At 39.3% G+C, this 21,270-nt stretch carries 16 protein-coding genes and 2 pseudogenes; 12 read left to right on the top strand and 6 right to left on the bottom strand.

Annotated features, from left to right (window positions below; genetic code table 11):
* Positions 1 to 38: 38 nt before the first annotated feature.
* From ACYQ3L_RS05705 to ACYQ3L_RS05665, 9 genes are all read left to right on the top strand, one after another.
* Complete coding sequence (locus ACYQ3L_RS05705; RefSeq protein WP_380001510.1) at positions 39 to 3,296, top strand: TonB-dependent receptor; 3,258 nt, start codon at positions 39 to 41, stop codon at positions 3,294 to 3,296.
* 19 nt (positions 3,297 to 3,315) lie between these two features.
* The gene (locus ACYQ3L_RS05700; protein ID WP_380001512.1) at positions 3,316 to 4,977 is read left to right on the top strand and encodes a RagB/SusD family nutrient uptake outer membrane protein; all 1,662 of its coding nucleotides are present in this window, start codon (positions 3,316 to 3,318) and stop codon (positions 4,975 to 4,977) included.
* Positions 4,978 to 5,325: 348 nt separating this feature from the next.
* The gene (locus tag ACYQ3L_RS05695; protein WP_380001514.1) at positions 5,326 to 6,162 is read left to right on the top strand and encodes an alpha/beta hydrolase; all 837 of its coding nucleotides are present in this window, start codon (positions 5,326 to 5,328) and stop codon (positions 6,160 to 6,162) included.
* A 62-nt stretch (positions 6,163 to 6,224) separates the two neighbouring features.
* A complete protein-coding gene (locus ACYQ3L_RS05690; protein ID WP_380001571.1) occupies positions 6,225 to 8,111 on the top strand; it encodes a glycoside hydrolase family 13 protein in 1,887 nt (628 codons plus the stop codon).
* A 58-nt stretch (positions 8,112 to 8,169) separates the two neighbouring features.
* Entirely contained in the window at positions 8,170 to 9,822 is a 1,653-nt protein-coding gene (locus ACYQ3L_RS05685; protein ID WP_380001573.1) for an alkaline phosphatase, read from the top strand.
* 459 nt (positions 9,823 to 10,281) lie between these two features.
* Positions 10,282 to 10,725: a two-component regulator propeller domain-containing protein gene (locus ACYQ3L_RS05680; RefSeq protein WP_380001516.1), complete on the top strand. Its 444-nt coding sequence runs from the start codon at positions 10,282 to 10,284 to the stop codon at positions 10,723 to 10,725.
* A 74-nt stretch (positions 10,726 to 10,799) separates the two neighbouring features.
* Entirely contained in the window at positions 10,800 to 11,189 is a 390-nt protein-coding gene (locus tag ACYQ3L_RS05675; protein WP_488193108.1) for an aldose epimerase family protein, read from the top strand.
* A gap of 522 nt (positions 11,190 to 11,711) precedes the next feature.
* Positions 11,712 to 12,554: an RteC domain-containing protein gene (locus ACYQ3L_RS05670; RefSeq protein ID WP_380001520.1), complete on the top strand. Its 843-nt coding sequence runs from the start codon at positions 11,712 to 11,714 to the stop codon at positions 12,552 to 12,554.
* A 532-nt stretch (positions 12,555 to 13,086) separates the two neighbouring features.
* Positions 13,087 to 13,392: a helix-turn-helix domain-containing protein gene (locus tag ACYQ3L_RS05665; protein WP_380001522.1), complete on the top strand. Its 306-nt coding sequence runs from the start codon at positions 13,087 to 13,089 to the stop codon at positions 13,390 to 13,392.
* Positions 13,393 to 13,783: 391 nt separating this feature from the next.
* Here ACYQ3L_RS05665 and ACYQ3L_RS05660 read toward each other — a convergent pair whose 3' ends face one another.
* Entirely contained in the window at positions 13,784 to 14,872 is a 1,089-nt protein-coding gene (locus tag ACYQ3L_RS05660; protein WP_380001524.1) for a phage integrase SAM-like domain-containing protein, read from the bottom strand.
* Between the two features lie 284 nt (positions 14,873 to 15,156).
* On the opposite strand from ACYQ3L_RS05660, the pseudogene ACYQ3L_RS05655 reads away from it, so the two are divergent.
* Positions 15,157 to 15,489 (top strand): annotated as a pseudogene (locus ACYQ3L_RS05655) (tyrosine-type recombinase/integrase); the annotation flags it as partial.
* A gap of 352 nt (positions 15,490 to 15,841) precedes the next feature.
* On the opposite strand, the gene ACYQ3L_RS05650 reads toward ACYQ3L_RS05655, so the two are convergent.
* The 4 genes and pseudogenes from ACYQ3L_RS05650 to ACYQ3L_RS05635 form a co-directional block, all read right to left on the bottom strand.
* Positions 15,842 to 16,141 carry a helix-turn-helix domain-containing protein gene (locus tag ACYQ3L_RS05650; RefSeq protein ID WP_380001526.1) on the bottom strand — a complete coding sequence of 100 codons (300 nt, stop codon included), beginning with the start codon at positions 16,139 to 16,141 and terminating at the stop codon, positions 15,842 to 15,844.
* A gap of 2 nt (positions 16,142 to 16,143) precedes the next feature.
* Positions 16,144 to 16,311, bottom strand: coding sequence for a helix-turn-helix domain-containing protein (locus ACYQ3L_RS05645; protein ID WP_380001528.1), 168 nt, complete (start codon positions 16,309 to 16,311; stop codon positions 16,144 to 16,146).
* Between the two features lie 124 nt (positions 16,312 to 16,435).
* A pseudogene (locus ACYQ3L_RS05640) lies at positions 16,436 to 16,711 on the bottom strand (DUF3408 domain-containing protein); the annotation flags it as partial.
* Between the two features lie 566 nt (positions 16,712 to 17,277).
* On the bottom strand, positions 17,278 to 18,225 hold the full coding sequence (locus tag ACYQ3L_RS05635; protein WP_380001530.1) for a hypothetical protein: 948 nt from the start codon (positions 18,223 to 18,225) through the stop codon (positions 17,278 to 17,280).
* Between the two features lie 654 nt (positions 18,226 to 18,879).
* Here ACYQ3L_RS05635 and ACYQ3L_RS05630 point away from each other — a divergent pair.
* Positions 18,880 to 19,356 carry a MobC family plasmid mobilization relaxosome protein gene (locus ACYQ3L_RS05630; RefSeq protein ID WP_380001532.1) on the top strand — a complete coding sequence of 159 codons (477 nt, stop codon included), beginning with the start codon at positions 18,880 to 18,882 and terminating at the stop codon, positions 19,354 to 19,356.
* Positions 19,346 to 20,560, top strand: coding sequence for a relaxase/mobilization nuclease domain-containing protein (locus ACYQ3L_RS05625; RefSeq protein ID WP_380001534.1), 1,215 nt, complete (start codon positions 19,346 to 19,348; stop codon positions 20,558 to 20,560). The genes ACYQ3L_RS05630 and ACYQ3L_RS05625 overlap by 11 nt, the downstream gene beginning before the upstream one ends.
* Before the next feature lie 23 nt (positions 20,561 to 20,583).
* On the opposite strand, the gene ACYQ3L_RS05620 is transcribed toward ACYQ3L_RS05625, so the two are convergent.
* Entirely contained in the window at positions 20,584 to 21,270 is a 687-nt protein-coding gene (locus ACYQ3L_RS05620; RefSeq protein ID WP_380001536.1) for a PP2C family protein-serine/threonine phosphatase, read from the bottom strand.

Below are 21,270 nucleotides of genomic sequence, written 5' to 3'. Positions count from 1 at the left end.
AGCCACAACTGCTAACTATACTAAAAACACATAAAAGTATGAAAAAAATCAGAGAAAGGGATTATAATGTCCCTCTATTAAGAAAAATACTTCTAATTATGAAAATCACGACTTTGCTATTAATTCTTGCGGTATGTAATATTGCTGCTTCGACTTACGGGCAATCCGGTAAGATTTCGATGAAGAAAACCAGCAGCATATGGGATATTTTGAAAGATTTAGAAAATAACAGCGATTTTACTTTTTTCTTCAATGATAATCAGGTGGACAGGAATAAGAAAGTTTCTGTAAATGTGAAAAATACAACAGTAGAGAATACTCTGGAACAAATATTCCAGAATACAGAATATACATATCAGGTCGTTGGACAACAAATTCTTATCAAGGTTAAAAACGAATCCATAGAGGAAGTTGTTCAGCAAAAAGACAAAATAGTGACAGGAGTTATAAAAGATAATCAGGGAACACCTGTTGCCGGAGCCAGTGTTGTAGTAAAAGGGACTACTGTCGGTACAGTAACCGATGCTGACGGAAATTTCAGCCTCAAAGTACCGGATAATGCCATACTGACAATTTCATTTATCGGATTTAAGCCCAGTGAGATTTTAATTAAAGATGCAGCACCTCTGTCTGTTACGCTGGAGGAAGATATGGGACTATTGGATGAAGTTATCGTTATTGGATATGGTGGGGTAAAGAAAAACGATGCTACGGGAGCTGTCTTGGCTATTAAGCCCGACCAATTGAATAAAGGTAGCCAGATTAGTGCTCAAGACGCATTGATAGGTAAAATACCGGGTGTATATATTATTCCGGGGAGCGGAGCCCCCGGCGATGGAGGAACTATCCGTATCCGTAGCGGTTCTTCTTTGTCGGCAAGTAACGATCCGTTGATTGTCATCGATGGAGTACCTATCGATAATTCGTCTATCCAAGGTTCATCCAATATCATGAGTGTTATAAACCCGAATGATATCGCATCTTTTACAGTATTAAAAGATGCTTCATCTACAGCTATATATGGTTCCCGTGCCAGTAACGGGGTTATTATTATCACAACAAAAAAAGGCGCTGCCGGCTCATCCGTAAAATTGAACTACAATAATCATTTTACAGTGGGCACTGCCACAAAAAAGATAGATGTGCTCAACGCAGATGAATTTCGTGCATTCGTAGCGGAACACAATGCCTCTTCTCCTTCTGTTGTTGCAGGTTTAGGTACGGACAATACCGATTGGCAGGATGAGATCTACCGGACATCTTTCGGTCACGAGCACAACCTGAGCGCAACAGGAAGCCTGAAGGATACGCCGTATCGTATCTCATTGGGATATACAAATCAACAGGGGATAATCAAAACGAATAATTATGAACGTTTTACCGGAGGATTTGGATTAAGCCCGTCTTTTTTCAACAAACATCTGACTGTTAACCTGAATGTGAAGGGCAGTTATGAGAAAAACAGGGATATTGACAGCTCTGTTGTACCTGGAGCAGTATTTTTTGATCCTACACGTCCTGTACATGTAAACAACAGTGATTACGGACTGGGCTATTTTATATGGTTGTCGTCAGGAGGGAAACCGCTGGGACCAGTGGGGCTCAATCCTGTTTCTATCCTTGATCTTCGAAACAGTGTGGCTAAAATAAAGAGAAGTATAGGTAATGCAGCCATCGACTATAAAGTGCATGGATTGGAAGATCTCCGTTTCAACCTCAATCTTGGTTATGATGTACTGAAGAGTGACGGTCGCGAACTGATACCGGATAATGCCCCGAAAACATATGTAACTATAAAGTTAGACGGGCAGGGACAGGATCGTACTTATATTCAGAAGAAGCGAAATTATCTAATCGACTTTTATGGGAATTATAATAAGGAACTCGGAATTCACCATATAGATGTGATGGGAGGTTACGGATGGCAACATTTCTGGACAAAATTTAATGAAGAGAACCTGAATCATAAAGGAGAGGAGTTATTTCCCCCGACTCATTCCGAATCTGAATATTATCTTCTGTCATTTTACGGACGGCTCAATTATAGCATTGCATCCAAATATCTGTTTACCGCAACGTTGCGGGCTGATGCTTCGAGCCGTTTTTCTAAAGACAACCGTTGGGGATACTTCCCTTCGGCAGCTTTTGCATGGCGTATCGATCAGGAGGATTTTATGAAAGACGTCAGGGCTCTGTCTGACCTCAAACTCCGTTTGAGTTACGGACAAACAGGCCAGCAGGACATTGGATCCGACTATCCCTATATGTCTACATATACAGCAAGTTACGACAATGTCCGTTATATGTTTGGAGACCGGTGGTATACAACTTACAGGGCTGACGGATACGACCCGGACATAAAATGGGAAAGTACCGAGACATATAATGCCGGAATCGACTTCGGGTTCTTTAAAGGGCGTATCAATGGCAGTATCGATGTATATTACCGTAAAACAAAAGATCTGCTGAACAGAATATTGGTTGCGGCAGGTTCCAATCTGTCCACTGAAATATACACCAATATAGGCTCGATGAAGAATGCCGGATTTGAGTTCGCTCTGAATACCGTACCTGTGTCTACGAAAGATCTGAATTGGGACTTTAACGTGAATCTGACTTATAATAAATCTGAAATCACAAAGTTGAATATGATAGACTCCGACACATATGTCGTGAAAGTAGGGGCTGTTTCATCAGGAAAGGAAGTCCAGATACATGCTGTAGGGTATGCGCCATATACTTTCTATCTGGCACAACAGGCATATGACGAGGACGGCAACGCATTGGATGGAAAATATATACAGGCCGACGGAAGTATTTCGTCAGATGATACATATCGTCGCAAGGCCAAATCCCCGAATCCGAGAGTATATATGGGCCTTTCATCCAAAGTGACCTATAAAAACTGGGATTTAGGCTTTAACGCCCATGCTTCGTTTGGTAATTATATCTATAACCATCTTGTGGCCGATGATTATAAAGGCAGGGTGTATGATTTAAGTGCTTACAAGAATATTCTTAGGGTAACAAGAGATAAAGGATTTGAAGTCCAGCGGCTATATTCCGATTATTTTCTCGAGAACGGCTCTTTCTTCAAAATGGATAATATTACAGCGGGATATACTTTCCCTAAATTGGGTAAATCGGATATGTCGTTACGTTTGTCAGGAGCGGTTCAGAATGTATTCATTATCACCGGTTATTCGGGACTCGATCCTGAGATATATTCCGGTATCGACCGTAATACATACCCGCGTCCAAGAGTATATACACTTAGTTTAAACTTAAACTTTTAATCAAAAGGAGATTTAAAATATGAATGCTTTAAAATACATATCAGCTATACTATTATCGGTATTTCTATTTTCATCCTGTCTGGGTGATTTGGATACGTTGCCGATTGACGATAACCAGCTTGTGGCCGATAAGCTTTATGCCGATCCCGCAAATTATAAAGGAGTGTTGGCTAAATGTTACGCCTCCCTTATCCTCCCCGGACAGTTAGGTCCTAGCGGTGACAACGATCTGGGATCATCGTTCGATGAGGGTTACGGGGGATATTTGCGTGCCCTGTTTTATTTGCAGGAGTTGACAACGGATGTGATCCTTATGCCTTCAGCTACAAATGGATTGCGCGACTGTGTTGTTACAGGATGGACGCCTAATACAGCTGTTATTCGGGGGTGCTACAGTCGTCTCTATACTAATATTGGCTACTGTAACGAATTTCTACGGCAGACTACCGATAATATGCTGCAATCGAGAGGAGTAGCCAATGACCCGGAGATAAAGAACAATCTGCCTCTTTATCGCGACGAGGCCCGTTTTATCCGTGCTTATTATTACACTGTGCTTTGTGACCTGTTTGGAGACATACCATTTGTTACGGATGAAAACAGGGTAGGAAACCTGCCGGAGCAGAAATCCCGTAGAGAGATTTTCGATTATGTAGAGACGGAGCTGTCAGACCTTTCCCTGAAACTGAAAGATCCGCATCAGAATGAATACGGACGTGTAGATAAGGCTGCAGCATGGCTTCTCCTTTCACGCTTATACCTGAATGCTCAAGTCTATGTGAATGCCGACAGGAACGCGGATGCATACAGATATGCTAAAATGGTAATCGACGCCGGCTTTCCTCTTGCTGCCGAATACAGGTATAACTTTATGGCAGACAATGATACTTCTCCGGAAATAATATGGCCTTTGGTACAGGATGGAACCAATACGCAAACACAAACTGGAGCTAATTTCTTTGTTAGGGCTTTTTACAGCGGTAGCATGGATGGTTATTTCACAACGGGAATTGGTGCTGGTGGCTGGTCTAATGTACGTGTACGCCCCGAATTTGTAAACAAATTTGAGGATTCGGACCAGACTTTTGATGTCAACGATGTATGGGGCACAAAGAAAAAAGATAAGAGAGCCCAGTTCTTTACAGTGGGACATCAAAAGGAGGTTGCGACAACATCAGGACAATTTTCCACAGTATTTACCGATGGTTATGCCTTTATTAAATGGCGTAATGTACGCAAGGATGAGCAGGCTGCCGGCATTGCCGCATACGCGGAGATCGATATCCCTCTGTTCAGGTCGGCTGATGCCTATCTGATGGCAGCCGAAGCTATCTTGCGTAACGGAGGAGGAACCCGGACGGAAGCATTAGGCTATGTGAATGAAGTGCGCAACCGGGCCTATCAATCAGGAAAATACGGAACAGGTGTTTCCGGCTCTATCAATGATAATCAGCTTACACTTGATTTTCTGTTGGATGAACGTGCGCGGGAGTTGAGTACGGAACTTGTCCGCCGCACAGATCTGATTCGCTTCGGTAAGTTTACGAAGAACTATAATTGGTCATGGAAAGGAAATGTACTCAGGGGAAAAGATGTGGATGATAAATATCTCCTTTTCCCGATACCCGAATCCGATTTGAGCGCAAATCCAAACTTGGTGCAAAACTCTGATTATAAATAAAGTATACAACAAGATGAAAAGATTAAAAGCTGTGAAGCCTATTGATTAACTTTAATATTGAGAAAAGAAGAATAGACCGAAGTCTAAATCTCTTTGGTCTATTCTGGTTTACCTTAAAATATTATCTTAGATTTATTTAAAAGATATGAATACCCTTATAGAACTCCATATTTTTATTATTATTTAAAAATATTCCAGAGCATTCCCGCTCTGAAAAAATATATTATTAATTTTTATTGACTACTTAATCATATGATATCTCGAAATATATATATACTATTCATCCTGTTTTTCTGTTCTTCGATTTTTGCTCAAAATGGACAATCGTTGTTATCGTTTCCTAATAGATTGGATTTACCCGATATATCAGCAGGTAAAATTGTAAGAATCAATATGCCATCACAATTTGTTGATAAGCGACCGGTTGATGTCTGGCTACCTGACAGCTATCCATCGGAAGAAAAATACAGTGTCATTTATATGAATGACGGCGGATCACTGTTTGATTCCTCCAAAATATGGGTCAATCAAGAGTGGAAGATTGATGAAAATGTGTCGGATTTATTGAAAAAAGAGAAGTTGAAAAATACCATTGTTATAGGTATCCACAATAATGGTATGAAAAGAGCTTCGGAGTACCTTCCTGAAAAAGCATTAGCCTTTTTACCGGACAGTACAAAACAATTGCTTGATTCTCTTATACCCAAAGGCTATCTGGCGGATAATTATCTCAAGTTTGTTGTGACAGAATTAAAGCCTTTTATTGATTCAAATTTTGAAGTGTATACCGATTCCAAACACACATTTATAATGGGTTCAAGTATGGGCGGATTAATTTCAATGTACGCAATTTGTGAATATCCGACTGTATTTGGAGGAGCTGCATGCTTATCAACACATTGGATTGGAATATTCAAAAACAATAAAGAAATACCTGCCGCTTTTTTATCATACATGAGCAATAATATACCGAATCCGATTAATCATAAAATCTATTTTGATACGGGAGATCAGGGACTTGATGCATTCTATCCTCCCTATCAAAGGGAGGTGGATAAACTAATGCAATTAGCTCATTTTGATTCAAAAAATTGGATTACGTTATATTTCGAAGGCGAGGATCATTCCAAAACAGCTTGGAGTAAACGAATTGATAAACCTTTAATATTCCTCTTGGGGAAATAAGGTTCCGGATTCTTTGTTGCTGTTTTCGTATAAAAAAAATGAAAAAAATAAAAAAAATGAAAATGAATAAATATAAATTGCCGGTTGTTATCATGTTTCTGGTTATAGCTATCCAGATCAAAGCCGAAGATATAAAAACAGTAGATCCCGCTTTCTGGTGGTCAGGGATGAAAAATTCTGAATTGCAGGTATTGATACACGGAGAAGGTGTGGCTAAATCGGACGTAAGTATTACCTCAAAATCGGTAAGGCTGAAAGAAACTGTAAAGTTAGAGAGTCCTAATTACCTTATCCTATATTTCGACCTATCGGCATCTCAACCCGAAAAGTTCGATATCGTATTGCAACAGGGAAAGGACAAAAAGGTAGTTCCTTATGAAATTAAAGGCCGTAAGGCCGGCTCATCCGACAGGATAGGCTTCAATGCTTCGGATGTATTTTATCTGATTATGCCCGACCGTTTTGCAAACGGAGATACATCGAATGATGTAATTGCAGGGATGCACGAGGCCAAAATAGACCGTAACGGACAGTATGCCCGTCATGGCGGAGATTTTAAAGGAATAAGCGACCGTGTGGATTATATACACGATCTCGGTGTAACCGCTATCTGGTTCAATCCGGTGATGGAGAATGATATGCCGGAGAAATCATATCACGGATATGCAACAACGGACTATTATAAAGTAGACCGTCGTTTCGGTTCCAATCAGGAGTTTGTAGACTTAGTGGATAAGGTTCACGCTAAAGGGATAAAAGTGGTGATGGATATGATTTTCAACCACTGTGGCAGTGAACACTTTTTCTTTAAGGACAGACCGTCTAAAGACTGGTTCAATTACCCTGACGGATATGTGCAGAGTTCTTATCAAACTATATCTCAATTTGATCCTTATGCTTCCGCATACGATGTGAAGAGATCAGCAGAAGGTTGGTTTATAGAGTCTATGCCCGATTTGAACCAACGAAATCCGCATGTAGCCAAATACCTTATCCAGAATAGTATCTGGTGGATAGAATATGCCGGTATCGACGGCATTCGTCAGGATACTCATCCGTATTCCGATTATGATATGATGTCGCGCTGGTGCAGGGAAGTTACAGAGGAATATCCCGATTTTAATATTGTGGGTGAGACATGGATCAATACGATCACTATGCATGTAGGCATCGCTTTCTGGCAGAAAGACAGTAAGCTGGCTTATCCGAAAAATTCCTATCTGCGTTCGGTGATGGATTTCCCTCTTAAGGATATAATGAATAGCGCATTTGATCAGGAAACCACAGACTGGGGACAAGGCCTGTCGCGCATACATGAATATCTGGCTCAGGATATAGTTTATGCCGATCCTATGGAATTGCTTATCTTCCTTGATAACCATGATACATCACGTTTTTACAGTACCGAAGAACAAACTTCGAACCTGAACCGTTACAAACAGGCTCTTGCATTCCTGTTGACTACCCGTGGAATCCCGCAAATATATTACGGAACTGAAATATTAATGGCTGCCGATAAGGGAGAAGGAGACGGCTATCTGCGTCGCGATTTTCCCGGAGGATGGCAGGATGATAAGACAGACCTGTTCGTTCCAGCTAACAGAACTTCACAGCAGAATGAGGCTTTCAATTACCTCCGCAAATTGTTGCAATGGAGAAAAGGGAATGAGGCTATATCAAAAGGAACTCTAAAGCATTTTGTGACAAATAATAGTGTTTATGTTTATGAGCGTAAATACAATGATAAGTCTGTTGTTGTATTCCTGTCCGGATCGGATAGTGAAAAAACGATAGACCTTTCACCATATAAAGAAGTGTTGCCGAAGAGTCAGGCAAAGGATGTTATAAGTGAAAATATTGTAAACTTAAGTAACGGGTCTTTAACAATACAGCCTCGAAGTGTCTTAGTATTAGAATTCTCTGTGTCGGTAATGCAAAAGCCGGCATAGATATCTGTTGTATCCGTACTTCAATAATAAAGTAGTAAAAATGAAAAAAGTAAGTATAATGAAAAAAGTAAGTGTGAGCTTATTGCTCTTCTTTGTATTTTCGATAACTGTCTTTGCCCAGCAGCAGTATCGAAGACCTGTAAAACCGACAAAGAATGTCATAGTTATGATACCCGACGGAACATCTATCGGAGTTGTTTCGGCTGCACGCTGGTATCAGATTTATAATAAACTGGGTGGAGATAATCTGGCTGTTGACCCTTATCTGTGCGGTACGGTGAAAACATTTTCATCCAATGCACCTATTGGTGATTCTGCCCCTACTACCTCATGTTATATGACGGGAATGCCACAGCAGACCGGTAATGTAGCTATTTATCCGGTTGCTGATCCTGAAAACGATCTGATACCCATAGACCCGGCTATGGCCTACCAGCCTTTGCCTACTGTATTAGAAGCTGCTAAATATCAACAAAATAAAGCGACAGGCCTGGTAGTAACAGTGGAGTTTCCTCATGCTACTCCTGCTGATTGTTCGGCACATTATTACGCACGTGGCAAATACGAATATATAGCGTCTCAAATGGCATACCAGAATCTGGATGTAATGTTTGGAGGGGGAAATTCCATACTGACAGACGATATCAAACAGCATTTCAAAAATACTGGCACCACGCTGATTCAGGATGACATCAAAACTTTCAGGTCTTTTAATGGAAAAGAAAAAGTATGGGCATTATTCAATGAAAGGGAATTACCGTACGATCTGGACAGGGACCCTGAAGTAATCCCATCGTTACAGGAGATGACCCAAAAAGCATTAGACAGGCTGTCTCAGAACGAAAACGGATTCTTCCTGATGGTGGAGGGCAGCAAAGTAGACTGGTCGGCACATGGTAATGATGCTGTGGGATGTATTACAGAATACCTCGCCTTTGACAAAGCAGTAGCTACAGTAATGGACTTTGCAAAGAAAAACGGTGAAACAACAGTTATAGTACTTCCCGATCATGGAAACAGTGGATTCACTATCGGTCGCAGAGACTTGAAAAGCTATAATAAAGCAACCCTTGACGACTTGTTTAAGAATGTATCGAAATTCAAGAAGACAGGCGAAGGGCTGGAAAGAATCTTGCTGAAATCTAAACCGGAAGATTTTAAAGCGATATTCAAAGAATACACAGATATTGATCTGAACGAGGAAGAATTAAATCTGTTGTTGAGTTCAAAGAACTATAAAGAAGCAGATTATATAAAAGTCAGCAACAGCGTAAATATGGGTTCCAGCATTATTAACATTATGGATTCACATACTTACTTTGGCTTTACCACCGGAGGACACACCGGAGAAGAAGTATTTCTTGCAGCTTATCATCCCAATGGAGACATACCTGTGGGTATGAATACAAATGTGGAGATCAATCAGTATCTGTGCGCTGCACTGGGATTGAAAACCTCTTTACCCGAAATGAGACAGGAAATATTTGCAAAGCACACGGATGTATTTAAAGGTATGGACTATACAATAGATAAGTCTGCCGATTTTCCCGTATTGAAAGTAAAGAAAGGGAATGTGACTCTATCTGTTCCCGCCTTCAAATCGGTAGTGTACTTAAATAATCAGCCTATTGCACTGCCTTCCGTAGTAGTCTATATAGATAAGAATGATACATTTTATCTGCCGAAGAATTTGATTAAATATTTGGAATAAATACAGATATGTGCTTTCTTCCACTCAATAGCAGACAGTAAAGATTTCTTGTAAATTTTATCTATAATAGAGTTTATATACAATAAAATTCTAAGAGCCTTATTTCAGGCATTTTAATTACCACGACTTAAAAGTCGTGGGTAACTGATATGATATAGAATGCGATTTTAGTTGAATCTGTTTTGGCTAAAGCCCTTCACTGATTACTATCATTATTGCTCCACTTAAAAGTGAAACAATAAAAGCATTGATAAAGATATACATAAGTCTATTGAATATAAACCCTATGGTATATTTGCAGAAAATTATTATTGTCTTATTGCTGTTAATACTCGGCCTGTAAGCGACATTTATGCACAAAATTTACCGAAATTCCGTTTTCGTAAAATAGATGTTGACGACGGATTATCGGAGAATACCATACATTGCATATTATAGGATTCGAGAAGATTTATGTAGTTGGGTACTAAAGACGGGTTAAACATATACGACAGGATCAGTTTCAAGGTCTATTCCAACGATCCCGACGAAAATCTCTCTTTGGGAAACAACTATATCCGGAGCCTATTCGAAGGGAAGTCTGATATAATGTATATAGGAACTGATGCAGGCCTTTACATTATGTATATGGTTGAGGATAAATTTACCAAGTTGAACAACAAAACCGCTGATGGGATGGAAGTAACGTCAGGGGTTAATAGCATATTGATCGACGACAAAGGTATGTTATGGTCGGCTACAATGAATCAGAGAGTATTTATGTCCGATACCAACAAAAACATACTGCGTAAAGTAAAGGTTGCGGGGCTGGTTCTTGAACCAAACGCCGCATGGTGTATAAAAAGTGACCGCTCTGGCGTTATATGGGTTGGCACACGCTTAGGATTGATGCGGTATAATTAGACTTCTACCAAAATCGCTTCAGGGGAACCATAGTGGGACGTTACGCTAACCGTATTGCAAAGGGAAGGTTTAAATTGGACAGCATAGAGTATCAGCTTCCGGTTAATAACAACGGTCAAACCTTACATGATGGACTGAAAGGCCTGTACCAACGGGTATGGAATGTAGATAAGGTTACAGATAATTCCATTGACTTTTCTTATATATCCCTTGATGGGGAAGAGGGTTTCCCCAGAACGCTCTCTATCCATGTCAATTATACGGTAACCCCCGATAATGAATTTAAGATCAGCTATAAAGCCTCTACTGACAAGCCAACGGTTGTCAACTTATCAAATCATGCATATTTTAATCTGAAAGGAGACGGTGGTGGAACTATCACAGATCATGTGTTAATGATAAATGCCGAAAATATTACACCTGTTGATAGCGTACTGATTCCGACTAGAGATTCTACTAGTTGAGAGTACTCCATTCAATTTCCGTAAACCAATTGCAATAGGCTTCAGGATCGATCAGGAGAACGGGCAATTGAAAAACGGATTGGACTATAATTATGCTAATGATTGTTAGCGTTTTAACTAGTTAGCAGTTTCAATTGCTGATTTACATTGCTAAGAGAACTACTTTTCAATTATTATTTACACTTAAAAATAAAAAATCAACAGTATGTCATTTACAATTATAATAAAAACAAAAGCTGACAATAGTAATGATGGCATCAGAGTTTACATAGGACGCTATGCATATATCTGATGTTGTCAAACGCCTGCAAATTCTTTGCGAAATAAATAACCCGGTATTTTCAGATACTCTTTTGTTGCAACCTCGTTTGTGTGTTTGTTCGTTTAGCTATTAAAATCAAATAAGCCTCCGAACATCCAATTGTCTTTGCAATCCGGGAAAGAGTATTTAACAGGCAGTGATGGTTGCTGTGCATTTGCCATGTTTTTGTCATTTAGTATTAATTTAATAAAAATGAATTCATGGAGAATTATATTTCATCCCTGAAAGATAAAATCTTTCAGAATATTCAGGAAGTAGAAAAGATGGAATGTAGCATGCTACATAAGTCAAAGTTGATTGTTCCTCGATTAGAAGGCTCTTTTGAGGAGTTAAAGTCTTTTGTAAGCAATTATTCTTTTAAGAATAATGATGAAGAGATCCTTTTCTTTAAAGAAATTAAACCACAATTATTTAGCCAGTTAATGTACTATAATGAGATTTATAACATTGAGATAAGAATGCCGGCAGGTAGTATTGAAGGAAAAAAAGAGTATTTGGAACAGATTCAAAATCAAATTAAATTCTACTTCGATATGAATCCTGATTTTTATCAATACCTTCGTTCGGGCAATACACATTTAGACCATATTTATTTCCTGCGGAGAAGACCGTGTATCCAATTGCCATTTGACAGTTCTTATTTTGAACGGGATTGCTGTTTTTCCACATGTTATGATTTTAAAATGACTAAAATCCTTACAAACGAAAAACTATCAGCCTATATTAATGTTAAACTTGCAAAGTTATTGCAGGAGGATGTTGAGATCGACCCACTTCAAGATCGTTCCATGTTAAAATGGACGGAGAAGAAAACAGCTTTAGGAGAAATAATCTATGGGATTGATTCTTTAGGAAGTGTCTGTTTGGGCAATATAGATATCAAAGTACTGGCTAAAAAGTTAGGAAATCTGTTTGATGTGGATATGAGTAACATTTTCCAGATATATGGTGATATCCGTAAAAGAAAGGTTGACAGGACCGAATATTTGAATCGTATGATCAATGCATTAAGCCGAAGAATGGATGAAGACGATAATAAATAATTTCGTTTTAATCTATTATCTTTACAGATGTAAAAATAATAACGATCAGAAGTATTTTTCGAATACTTTATGAGTATATAACATAACGTTCACTGAACGTCTCGGCACAGAAAACTGGTAATTTTCAAGAAAAACGGGATGAAAAGTGTAATGTTCATGCTATGCGCAAGTATAGCGTGGACTTATGACTTTCGTTTTTCTGGTAACCAGTGCCACTGTGTCGGAAGGAATAAGTTCCACGCTTTCTTTTTTATTTTGATTATTCCGGATTTATGGAAATACCTTAGTTATACATGACCTGTTTTTCCTTTTTTTATGAATTGTTGAGTATTTCCTAACCTAATTACAAGATTTAAATCCAGCGTCTTTCCCTTACAATTTTCACTTCCAATATATTATTACGCCCATTTGGTTTGAATATCAAGCATATAATAAATTTCTTCATAAAAATCATACCCAAGTAGGGTACAACTAATGAAACCGTTTTCTTTTTCCTGCTGACCTTTGCATCATAATAATTTTCATAGGCCATATGGATGATAATAAAAATAAAAGTTTCGAGGACTGGATGCGAATCATCTTAGGCCGTTTTGACAAGATAGACAAAACGCTTGGCCAGATGAATAAGCTCAAAGATTGTTTCGAGGGAGATGCTCTCCTTGACAATCACGATTTGTGCAAACTTCTTGGAGTTACCAAAAGAACTATCGCCAGGTACCGTCAGAAGAAACTACTCCCTTTTTATACATATAATAACGGAAGGGTATATTATAAAGCCTCAGAGGTGGAACAATTTATGCAAAAGAAAGGAAAAACACAAACCGGAGGAGCTTCCTAAAAGCTTTTATTTTAAACCAAAAAGAACAAATCAACCCACCACTTACCTACTATGGTTTTTATATTAGAATTCTTTTCCCTGCACAAGGTAAAGATTCTCATTTACGGTCAAGACAAGTTCAAACCTGCGGTTCTCTTAAAAAAATATTCACAAATATTTTTTTAAGAGAAAACTTGCATGACCTGTTCGAATCTTATTTTTTTGTGCCGGGAAAAAAATTCTCTATCTGTAGATATGTAAAAAGAAAAGATTCAATAGTTTTCTCAAATAAATAATATTCGATTATTTTTGTAGTCTGTAATCAAAAAGTGTTCTTTGTATTTGTGCAAAATGGGGTAAAGTGTTGAGGTTCGCTGGTTTCTAAATCGTTACCTGTCAAAAAAAAAGAATGTTACAACTTGCTCGTTTTCAGACGGTAAGAAGAGTTGTCATGTCTTGCTGAATGGTAGGTCATTGGCTCTTTTATATCCGCCAGAACCCGCAAGCCTTTCATATTCGCTTTTACCATGTCGGCCGATTGCATCGGGAACAGGGTATCCCTGTTTTCGTCCTTGTACTTCTCAATTAGGGCGATTGCTTCGGGCAACAGCTTGACACGCGCCCGGTAGTCCGTTTTCTTCCTTGCATATTTGAGCCACAGGCTGCCCTCTTCATCCGTATACAGGTTCTCCCCCGTAATGCGGATCACATCCGCGTAGGATGTGCCCGTATAGCAAGCGAACAGGAACAGATCCCTTGTGAAGCGTGTTGAAGGACGGTTCGGGGGAATCACCAAATCCCGTATTTTCTCAAAGCTCTCCCGGCTTAATGCTTTCGGGGTAGTCTCTTTCTGTTTGGGCAGCTTGTAATGGGCAAAATGAAATTTCTCGGATAGGCCTTCCTTAAAGGCAATCTTACAGATTTTCTTCAGGATAGCCAGGTAATGGCGGACGGTATCCATCGAATACCCTTCGCTCAACACAAAATCCTGGTATTCCCGGATGAATTGCTCGTTCAGCTGCCCGAAGGCAATGTCTTTCATCTTGAACTTCTTTTGAATGAACTTACCGAGCGAACGGTGCGTGTACACATAGGTACTCAGCGTGGTCGGGGCAACGTCGATTCCGATACGGGCCCTTAATCCCTCCATGTGCCGGTCGAGAAGGGTAAGCAGGGTCATTTGAGCATCCATGCTTCCCTGGTATAAAACCTTCACTGACTCAGCGTCAAATGGCTTATTGCGTTTCACAAGGCTGTCAAATGCATGGTGCACTGCCAATAGTAATTTATCTATTTTGGCATTGGCTTCGACCGCTTCATTACTTTTGCCGTCCAACCGGCTCTCACGGGGATTCCACAAGGCGGGGGTACAGGATAGCTTGCTGCTGAACTGTACCTTTGATTGGTTTACGGTAATGCGTCCCATGATGGGGGCTTTACCCGACTTGTCTAAACTACTCTTTTTAAGGTAGAGCAGCACTTTGAATTTTTCTACTTTCATACGCTTATGTTTTAACTGGTGAAATTACCTGTTTTATAAGCGTTCTTTGTTATGCAAAATGCTTCAAATCAGTGGATAATAAACAGATTGAGGTGCTATGGTTTACACTCTGTTACCTGTTTGTATTCCGGTAACAAGCGGATAACGGTTTGGTAACTGAAATACCCTGATATTTTGTAATTGCTCGCTTTCTATTCAGACCTTGAATAGTCGTCAAACAGCTAACTAACAACCGAATACCATATAGTTTCACCATTTTGTTTTTGCTCGCTTTTCTCAAAATTACTCACACAGCCAGGCACTCGTTTGCCACAACAGTCTGTTTATCAAAGGGTGTACCAATAGAAACTGTTTCGCAAATGCTCGGACACTCTTGCATTACCACGACCCAAATATACGCCAAAATTACCAATGATAAAATCAGTAAGGACATGGCAGTGCTAACAGATAAGATTGGCGATACCTATCAACTCGATACCGACAGAGATGAATCAGACTATCGAAATATTAAACGTATCGGCAAAAAACAGAAAGCTATGTTTATCAGAAAGAAAAGGGAGAACAATCCGGTTAACCCATCGACTTACATGATACGAAAATGGGATAAAGTGGAATAAAATGAAAATAATGATCGTCAAGTCAGCCCTTTTGTTGCAGGGGAAGGAACTTCTTACAGAGCAAACTCATCAAGTCCGAAGCCTTTCAGGTCGGAGACAAAAATCTCCACCTTACAGGTTGTATTTTTGCTCCGAGACTTACCTGTTTCCCCTGCCGAAGTAAAAATTATTCCTTGCAACGAAAACGACCGACCTGACGATGACGCATATCATTAAACTAAAACAAGCATCCCTGATTGATATCAGAAATGCTTGTTTTCATTTTATGCGTAGAGCAACTCAACTCCCTCTCTTCGGAATCTGCATAGATAACATATTTCAGAAATATAATTGAGATATATCTTACTTTTCTCTAAAAGGGTAATTCGGGAGAGCGATAGTTTTGATGCAACACTTCTATCAGCTCTTCCTCCGGGTAAAGTATCTTGCCCCCGATAGTCGTATAACAAATCATCCGCTTATCTCGCAGAGTTTGAAGCGTTCGGGGCGAGATATGGAGATATTCCATCACTTCGTCCCCACTCAGGTAACGCTTATCTGCCAATGTCGGACAATGCTTTTCCCTTACATCGGCAACATCATCAAAAGCTGACTCAACCTGTCCCAAAAGTTCCTTGAACTCTTCGGACTCATAATTGATAAACTTATCCATACCTATTTATTTTTAGGTTTTAGCCCAGCCTGAAGCAGCTCATCAATATCCGACTCCTTAAAATACACTTTGCCTCCCAACATCGAAAAGGGAATCCTTCCGTTATTTCGCCAAGTCTGTAAAGTGCGTTTTGATATGCCTAACGCACGGCAGACATCTGCCGAGTCCATTCAGTCGTCACGGGGATTAGAACAATACAATTCTTTCAAAGCAGCCACTTCAAATGTTAGTTTACCGATCTGCCTTTTCAGCAGTTCCCATGCGTGCAGGTCTATACATACAATCTCCATAATTTTAGTCTTTTGAATTGTTTTCGTTATTAAATGTGCTTGCCAGTGAACGCTTCAATCCTTCGTTGGCTGCACGGGTTATCAGATCTTTGTTTTGTAACAAATGATCGGCAAGGATATTTGACAACAGAATAGTCGGTGTTATTTCCGATGCGATGTGTTGCAGTGAGGCAACAAGCGTTTGCAGCTTTTCTTTCATCCGAACATCAATATACACCGGGGTATAATCCTTGACTTTCTGTATACCTAAGAACCGCCGGGCATACTCTTCCTCGTCTTTTTTCTTGGAGAGCTTAGCTTTGGCAGAAGAGGAAGCTCATGTGCTGTCATTTCCGATAAACTGGGATATGTCTTTGTCCTGTCCCTTATCCTGATCTTGGCTTTCATTTTCTAATTGATTACGCTTTGCTCCGTCGAACGTTGTTTCATCTTTCATATGATTATTTCTTAATGTTTATAAATACGGTTTATTAATTTTTTAGAGGAATGTGCTTACCCACTCAAACATCCCTGACACGGTTGGCTCTATTATATTTACCCATAACTATACGCTCCCGGAGAATAACCATATATACGACATTGCATATCGGGGCTTCCGAAATCGGGTGCAAGATAGTCCCTCCCCAATGCCTGCGCTGTTTAGCTAACAGCCTTACCTAACAGGTGAGAGTTGTATGGGGCTAATTGTCAGACAATAACGATTAACATGCTTATGTGAGAAGGAGCAGTTTGATAATTATTATCAAACTGTACGAAAATATCAATTAGCTGATATTCAGTCAATCAATATATTTTGGTAAGTAATGGAAATATATAGGGGTAAATATGGCTAATAAGATTTTTTAACTATTCTGCCAAATCTCCCTGTATTTGTTCAATCAAAGTGTCTATGTTTTCTAGTCCGTGTATAAGCTCTTTTTTATTTCGGTTGCGGCAATTATTGAGCTGTGTCATATTGATGTAGTGCGTGTTATCTCCGTATCTTTCCTTGTTACCTTCTGTGCGAAAAGATATAAAGTCTTTATTGCCATCGGTAACCGACATCCATGTATCTTTGATATAGCCGGAGTCCATCAGTTGATCGAAAAGGTAAACCAATGACTTTTGGTTCGTCACTTGTAGCGGTTCGGTTAGCTTTCCCGATAAAAGTTTCTTTAGTTCGGAAACTTTTACTTTTCGTCGAAACAATTTGATTGCTTCTATACAGTCGGCTAATAATTTATATTGTTCGTTGGTCAATTTAGGGATATAGGAGCGTTTGGCAACTTTGTTCTTAGATTCCTTGACGATTGTACTTTCCTTTGCCGGCTGTTCTTTCTGAACAATGTCTTGTTCGGGAGTCGGCTTGGGAGTTGGAAATAGTTTCTCATACTTTATACATAGCTTTTCAAGGCTGACCAGATCTACCAATTCTCTGAAATAGGGCAAATCTATCTTTGTCAGTTTCTCGGCATAATCGGCAGGTGTTATCTTATTTGTCGGCTTTACGAATATCCTATATGTATGATAAATATCTTTGGGAATATCATCATAAAAATCGCTATACCAAAGATAGTCCTCACGACCATCCCGGAGATATTTGGGAATGCTCATAAAGAGAGGATTGTTGCGGATAATATCAATTGCTTTGCTATGATAATGCTTAATATCAGTTTCGGTAACCTTTGTTTCAGAAATCATACTCAACATTGTTTCGTAGTTCACTTCTACAAAACTATCCAGACATTGTTGTACCTCCCGAAAGGCTTCGGGGATATTGCCGTCATAATCCAACTTTTCAACAAACTCTACCATAGTGGACTACTTTTCAATTATTATCTACCACTAAGATAGATATTTCCAAAGTAATATTACCCATATTACCAACAGAAGTAGACAAAGTGACTATGAATTAGTTGTATAGGTCGCAAATAAATGCAAGCTTATGCAATGATGTCTGCATAAGTATAGTTAGTACATAACTATCATAATTACAGTATATATTTGTATTTGTGTCCAAGCCGGACACCTCGGTTTATAACATAAATATCTGTATGATGAAACGATTAATTGAAATTATCAAAACAGGAGAGTCATCTCCGGTTATTACAGCTAACTGCTCTGCCTACCCTTGAAGAGCAACAGGCAATACATTCCTAGTATTGCAAAGTTGGGGCATCTTAGTTCTAAGCCCAACTTTAGTTATTAACGATGCCGTCAACCAAAAAAATATCAAGACTTTTGTCTCTTCTTTTTTTGTTTATCGTCATAGAAGCAAGGTAATCGCACGGGTAACCCGAAATTCGCTAATCGCTCTTTCCGGTTCCTTCCGTGCATACCTTGCCCTGCGGGGCTGTGACCACGTTACAGATAAATCCGGCGTGCCTTGAATTTCTCTTTCACTTCAAAACCCACTCCCGAAGGTCGCCAGTTTTGAGGTCACCCGCAGCCCTTTTGTTTTCACTCCCGATGGTCGCAAAACTGCCGGACTACGAGGGCAAGCCTGTACTTCTTCTCCCGATGGTCGCTTCCATTACGGCTTGCTGGGGTGCTACATTGCACCCCGAATTTTCCATCATCCTAAATGCAAATGTTATGGAAAATAAGGAAGATAATAAATCCAAAAAGGGTCGCCCGGCAAAGGAAAAGGCGAAATTATCTTGTTCGATTAACCTGAAATTGACCGAAGTGGATTTTAATGCTGTGAAAGAAAAAGCAGGAAAATTAGGAATGAAACCGACCCAATATGCCCGGGAAATGACACTCAAAGGTGGTATTAAATCCCGCTTTACAATCGAAGAACTTGACTTGATACGTAAGTTATCCGGTATGTCAAATAACCTGAACCAGATTGCTAAACAGGTTAATAAATCTGGCTTCTTTAGTTCTGCTACGGATGTAATAATGATTGCCGATGAAATAAAAAAACTGTTCCATGATAGCTAAAAATATCAAAGGGAAATCATTCAAGGGTTGCGTTTCTTATGTGATGCATGAGGGCGCAACCTTACTCGAAGCCGAAGGAGTTTTGACGGATACGACTAAAGATATTATTCGGAGTTTTGCCATGCAACGTTCGGGCAGGAAAGAAATCAAGCAGCCTGTGGGGCATATTCCCTTGTCATTTTCGCCCGAAGATAAGGAACGGTTGACCGATGAATTTATGGTGCAACTCGCTAAAGAATATATGCAGGAGATGGGAATCAAAAACACCCAATACATCATTGTCCGGCATAATAATACGGATAATCCACACTTGCATATCGTTTATAACCGTATCGACAACGACCTGAAATTAATCTCTGTCAACCATGATTATAAGCGGAATATCAAGGTTTGCAAGAAGCTAAAAGATAGACACGGATTGACTTATGGCGAAGGAAAAGAAAAAGTCAAACGGGAGAAACTCAACGATCCGGATAAGGTAAAGTACAAGATTTATGATGCAATCAAAGCTGTTTTGCCTCAATGTAAAAATCCAAATGACTTAAAGTCGCTACTCAGCCAATCAAATATTGAGACCGAATTTAAACTCAAACGGACAACTGGGGAGATTGAAGGAATATCATTCCGGCAAGGCGATATCAGCTTTAAAGGCTCGCAGGTTGACAGGAAATTTAGTTATGCCAATCTGAAAAAAGAGTTCGATAAAAACAAAATTGCACAAGAAATGCAAGCAAAGAAGGTAGAACAAGAAGCCACAAATAAACCAAAAACGGGTAAATTAGTAGGTGTCGGGGGTATCAAGTTTACTCCTGAACAGAAGCAAACGTTGGAGGATGGCGGGTATATTTATCTGGAAAACATGCAATTAAAAGATGGCTCGAATGTTTCCGCCTACCTGTTTTTTGACGACCAAATGAATCAGCCTTTTTATACCCGGAACAATCCTGAATCGTTTGTCAAATACGGTAAATACGAGATGCGTTTGATGGATAAAATACGGATTGATGCTGGATTTGTGACCCATGCTACAGTCAAATGGTACGGAATCGGGAATTATGCTCATCCGCATCTTTGGAAAGAAAATACGTCCGATGCAGAATATAAGGAATCGTGGGGTGACCCAAGATTGCCGAAAGAAGAAAAGGTAGAGAAAAAGCCGGATTTATATAAAAATATAAAGATTAATCGGGGGAGGAAAAGGTAGATTAAGTGAGCTAAAATAATAACTCAGACTACCAATCTTATTAACGTGTAATTATCATCAATGGAATTTTCTACTAATTTCATTTTCTCATCCAGCTCATTATCCGATAATAACACCAGAGATTTAGGATTGATTGAATTATATAAACCATCGGAGCAAATGAAAATAATATCATTTTGCTTCAGTTCTAGTGCCACAACTTCAACCGCCTCTGCCACAACAGTCCCGGATAATGATTTGGTTACAACATTTCCATATCTTTCGATATCTCTACTTGAAACAGATCCATTCTTTTTCATCTCATTGATCAAAGAATGATTTTCTGAGATAAAAATTAACTCCTGATTTCTGAAATGATAAATCTGAACATCTCCTAGCCAGAAAGCGTATGTAATCCCTTGATTGATATAGATTCCGGCAATAGTAGCTCCTAACTTCGAATGTAGCTCTTTTTGTTTGGTTTTTATTTCGTCATTAGCTATGGCTAAGGATTCCCTGATATTTTTTTCAATATCAGGAGATTGATATCTTTCTAATAGATAATTTACGATCGAGTTTACAGCCGTATGAGCCGCTATTTCGCCAAAAGAATAACCTCCCATTCCATCTGCTATTATATGCAGAGAAGAATGTTTTTCAAATTCAATGTTTACATAGATATCCTCATTTGTTTCTCGTTTCCCTTTTCCTGAAAAAGAATATATTTTCAT

Source organism: Dysgonomonas termitidis (assembly GCF_054657735.1).
This window is presented reverse-complemented; position numbering and strand designations above follow the sequence as displayed.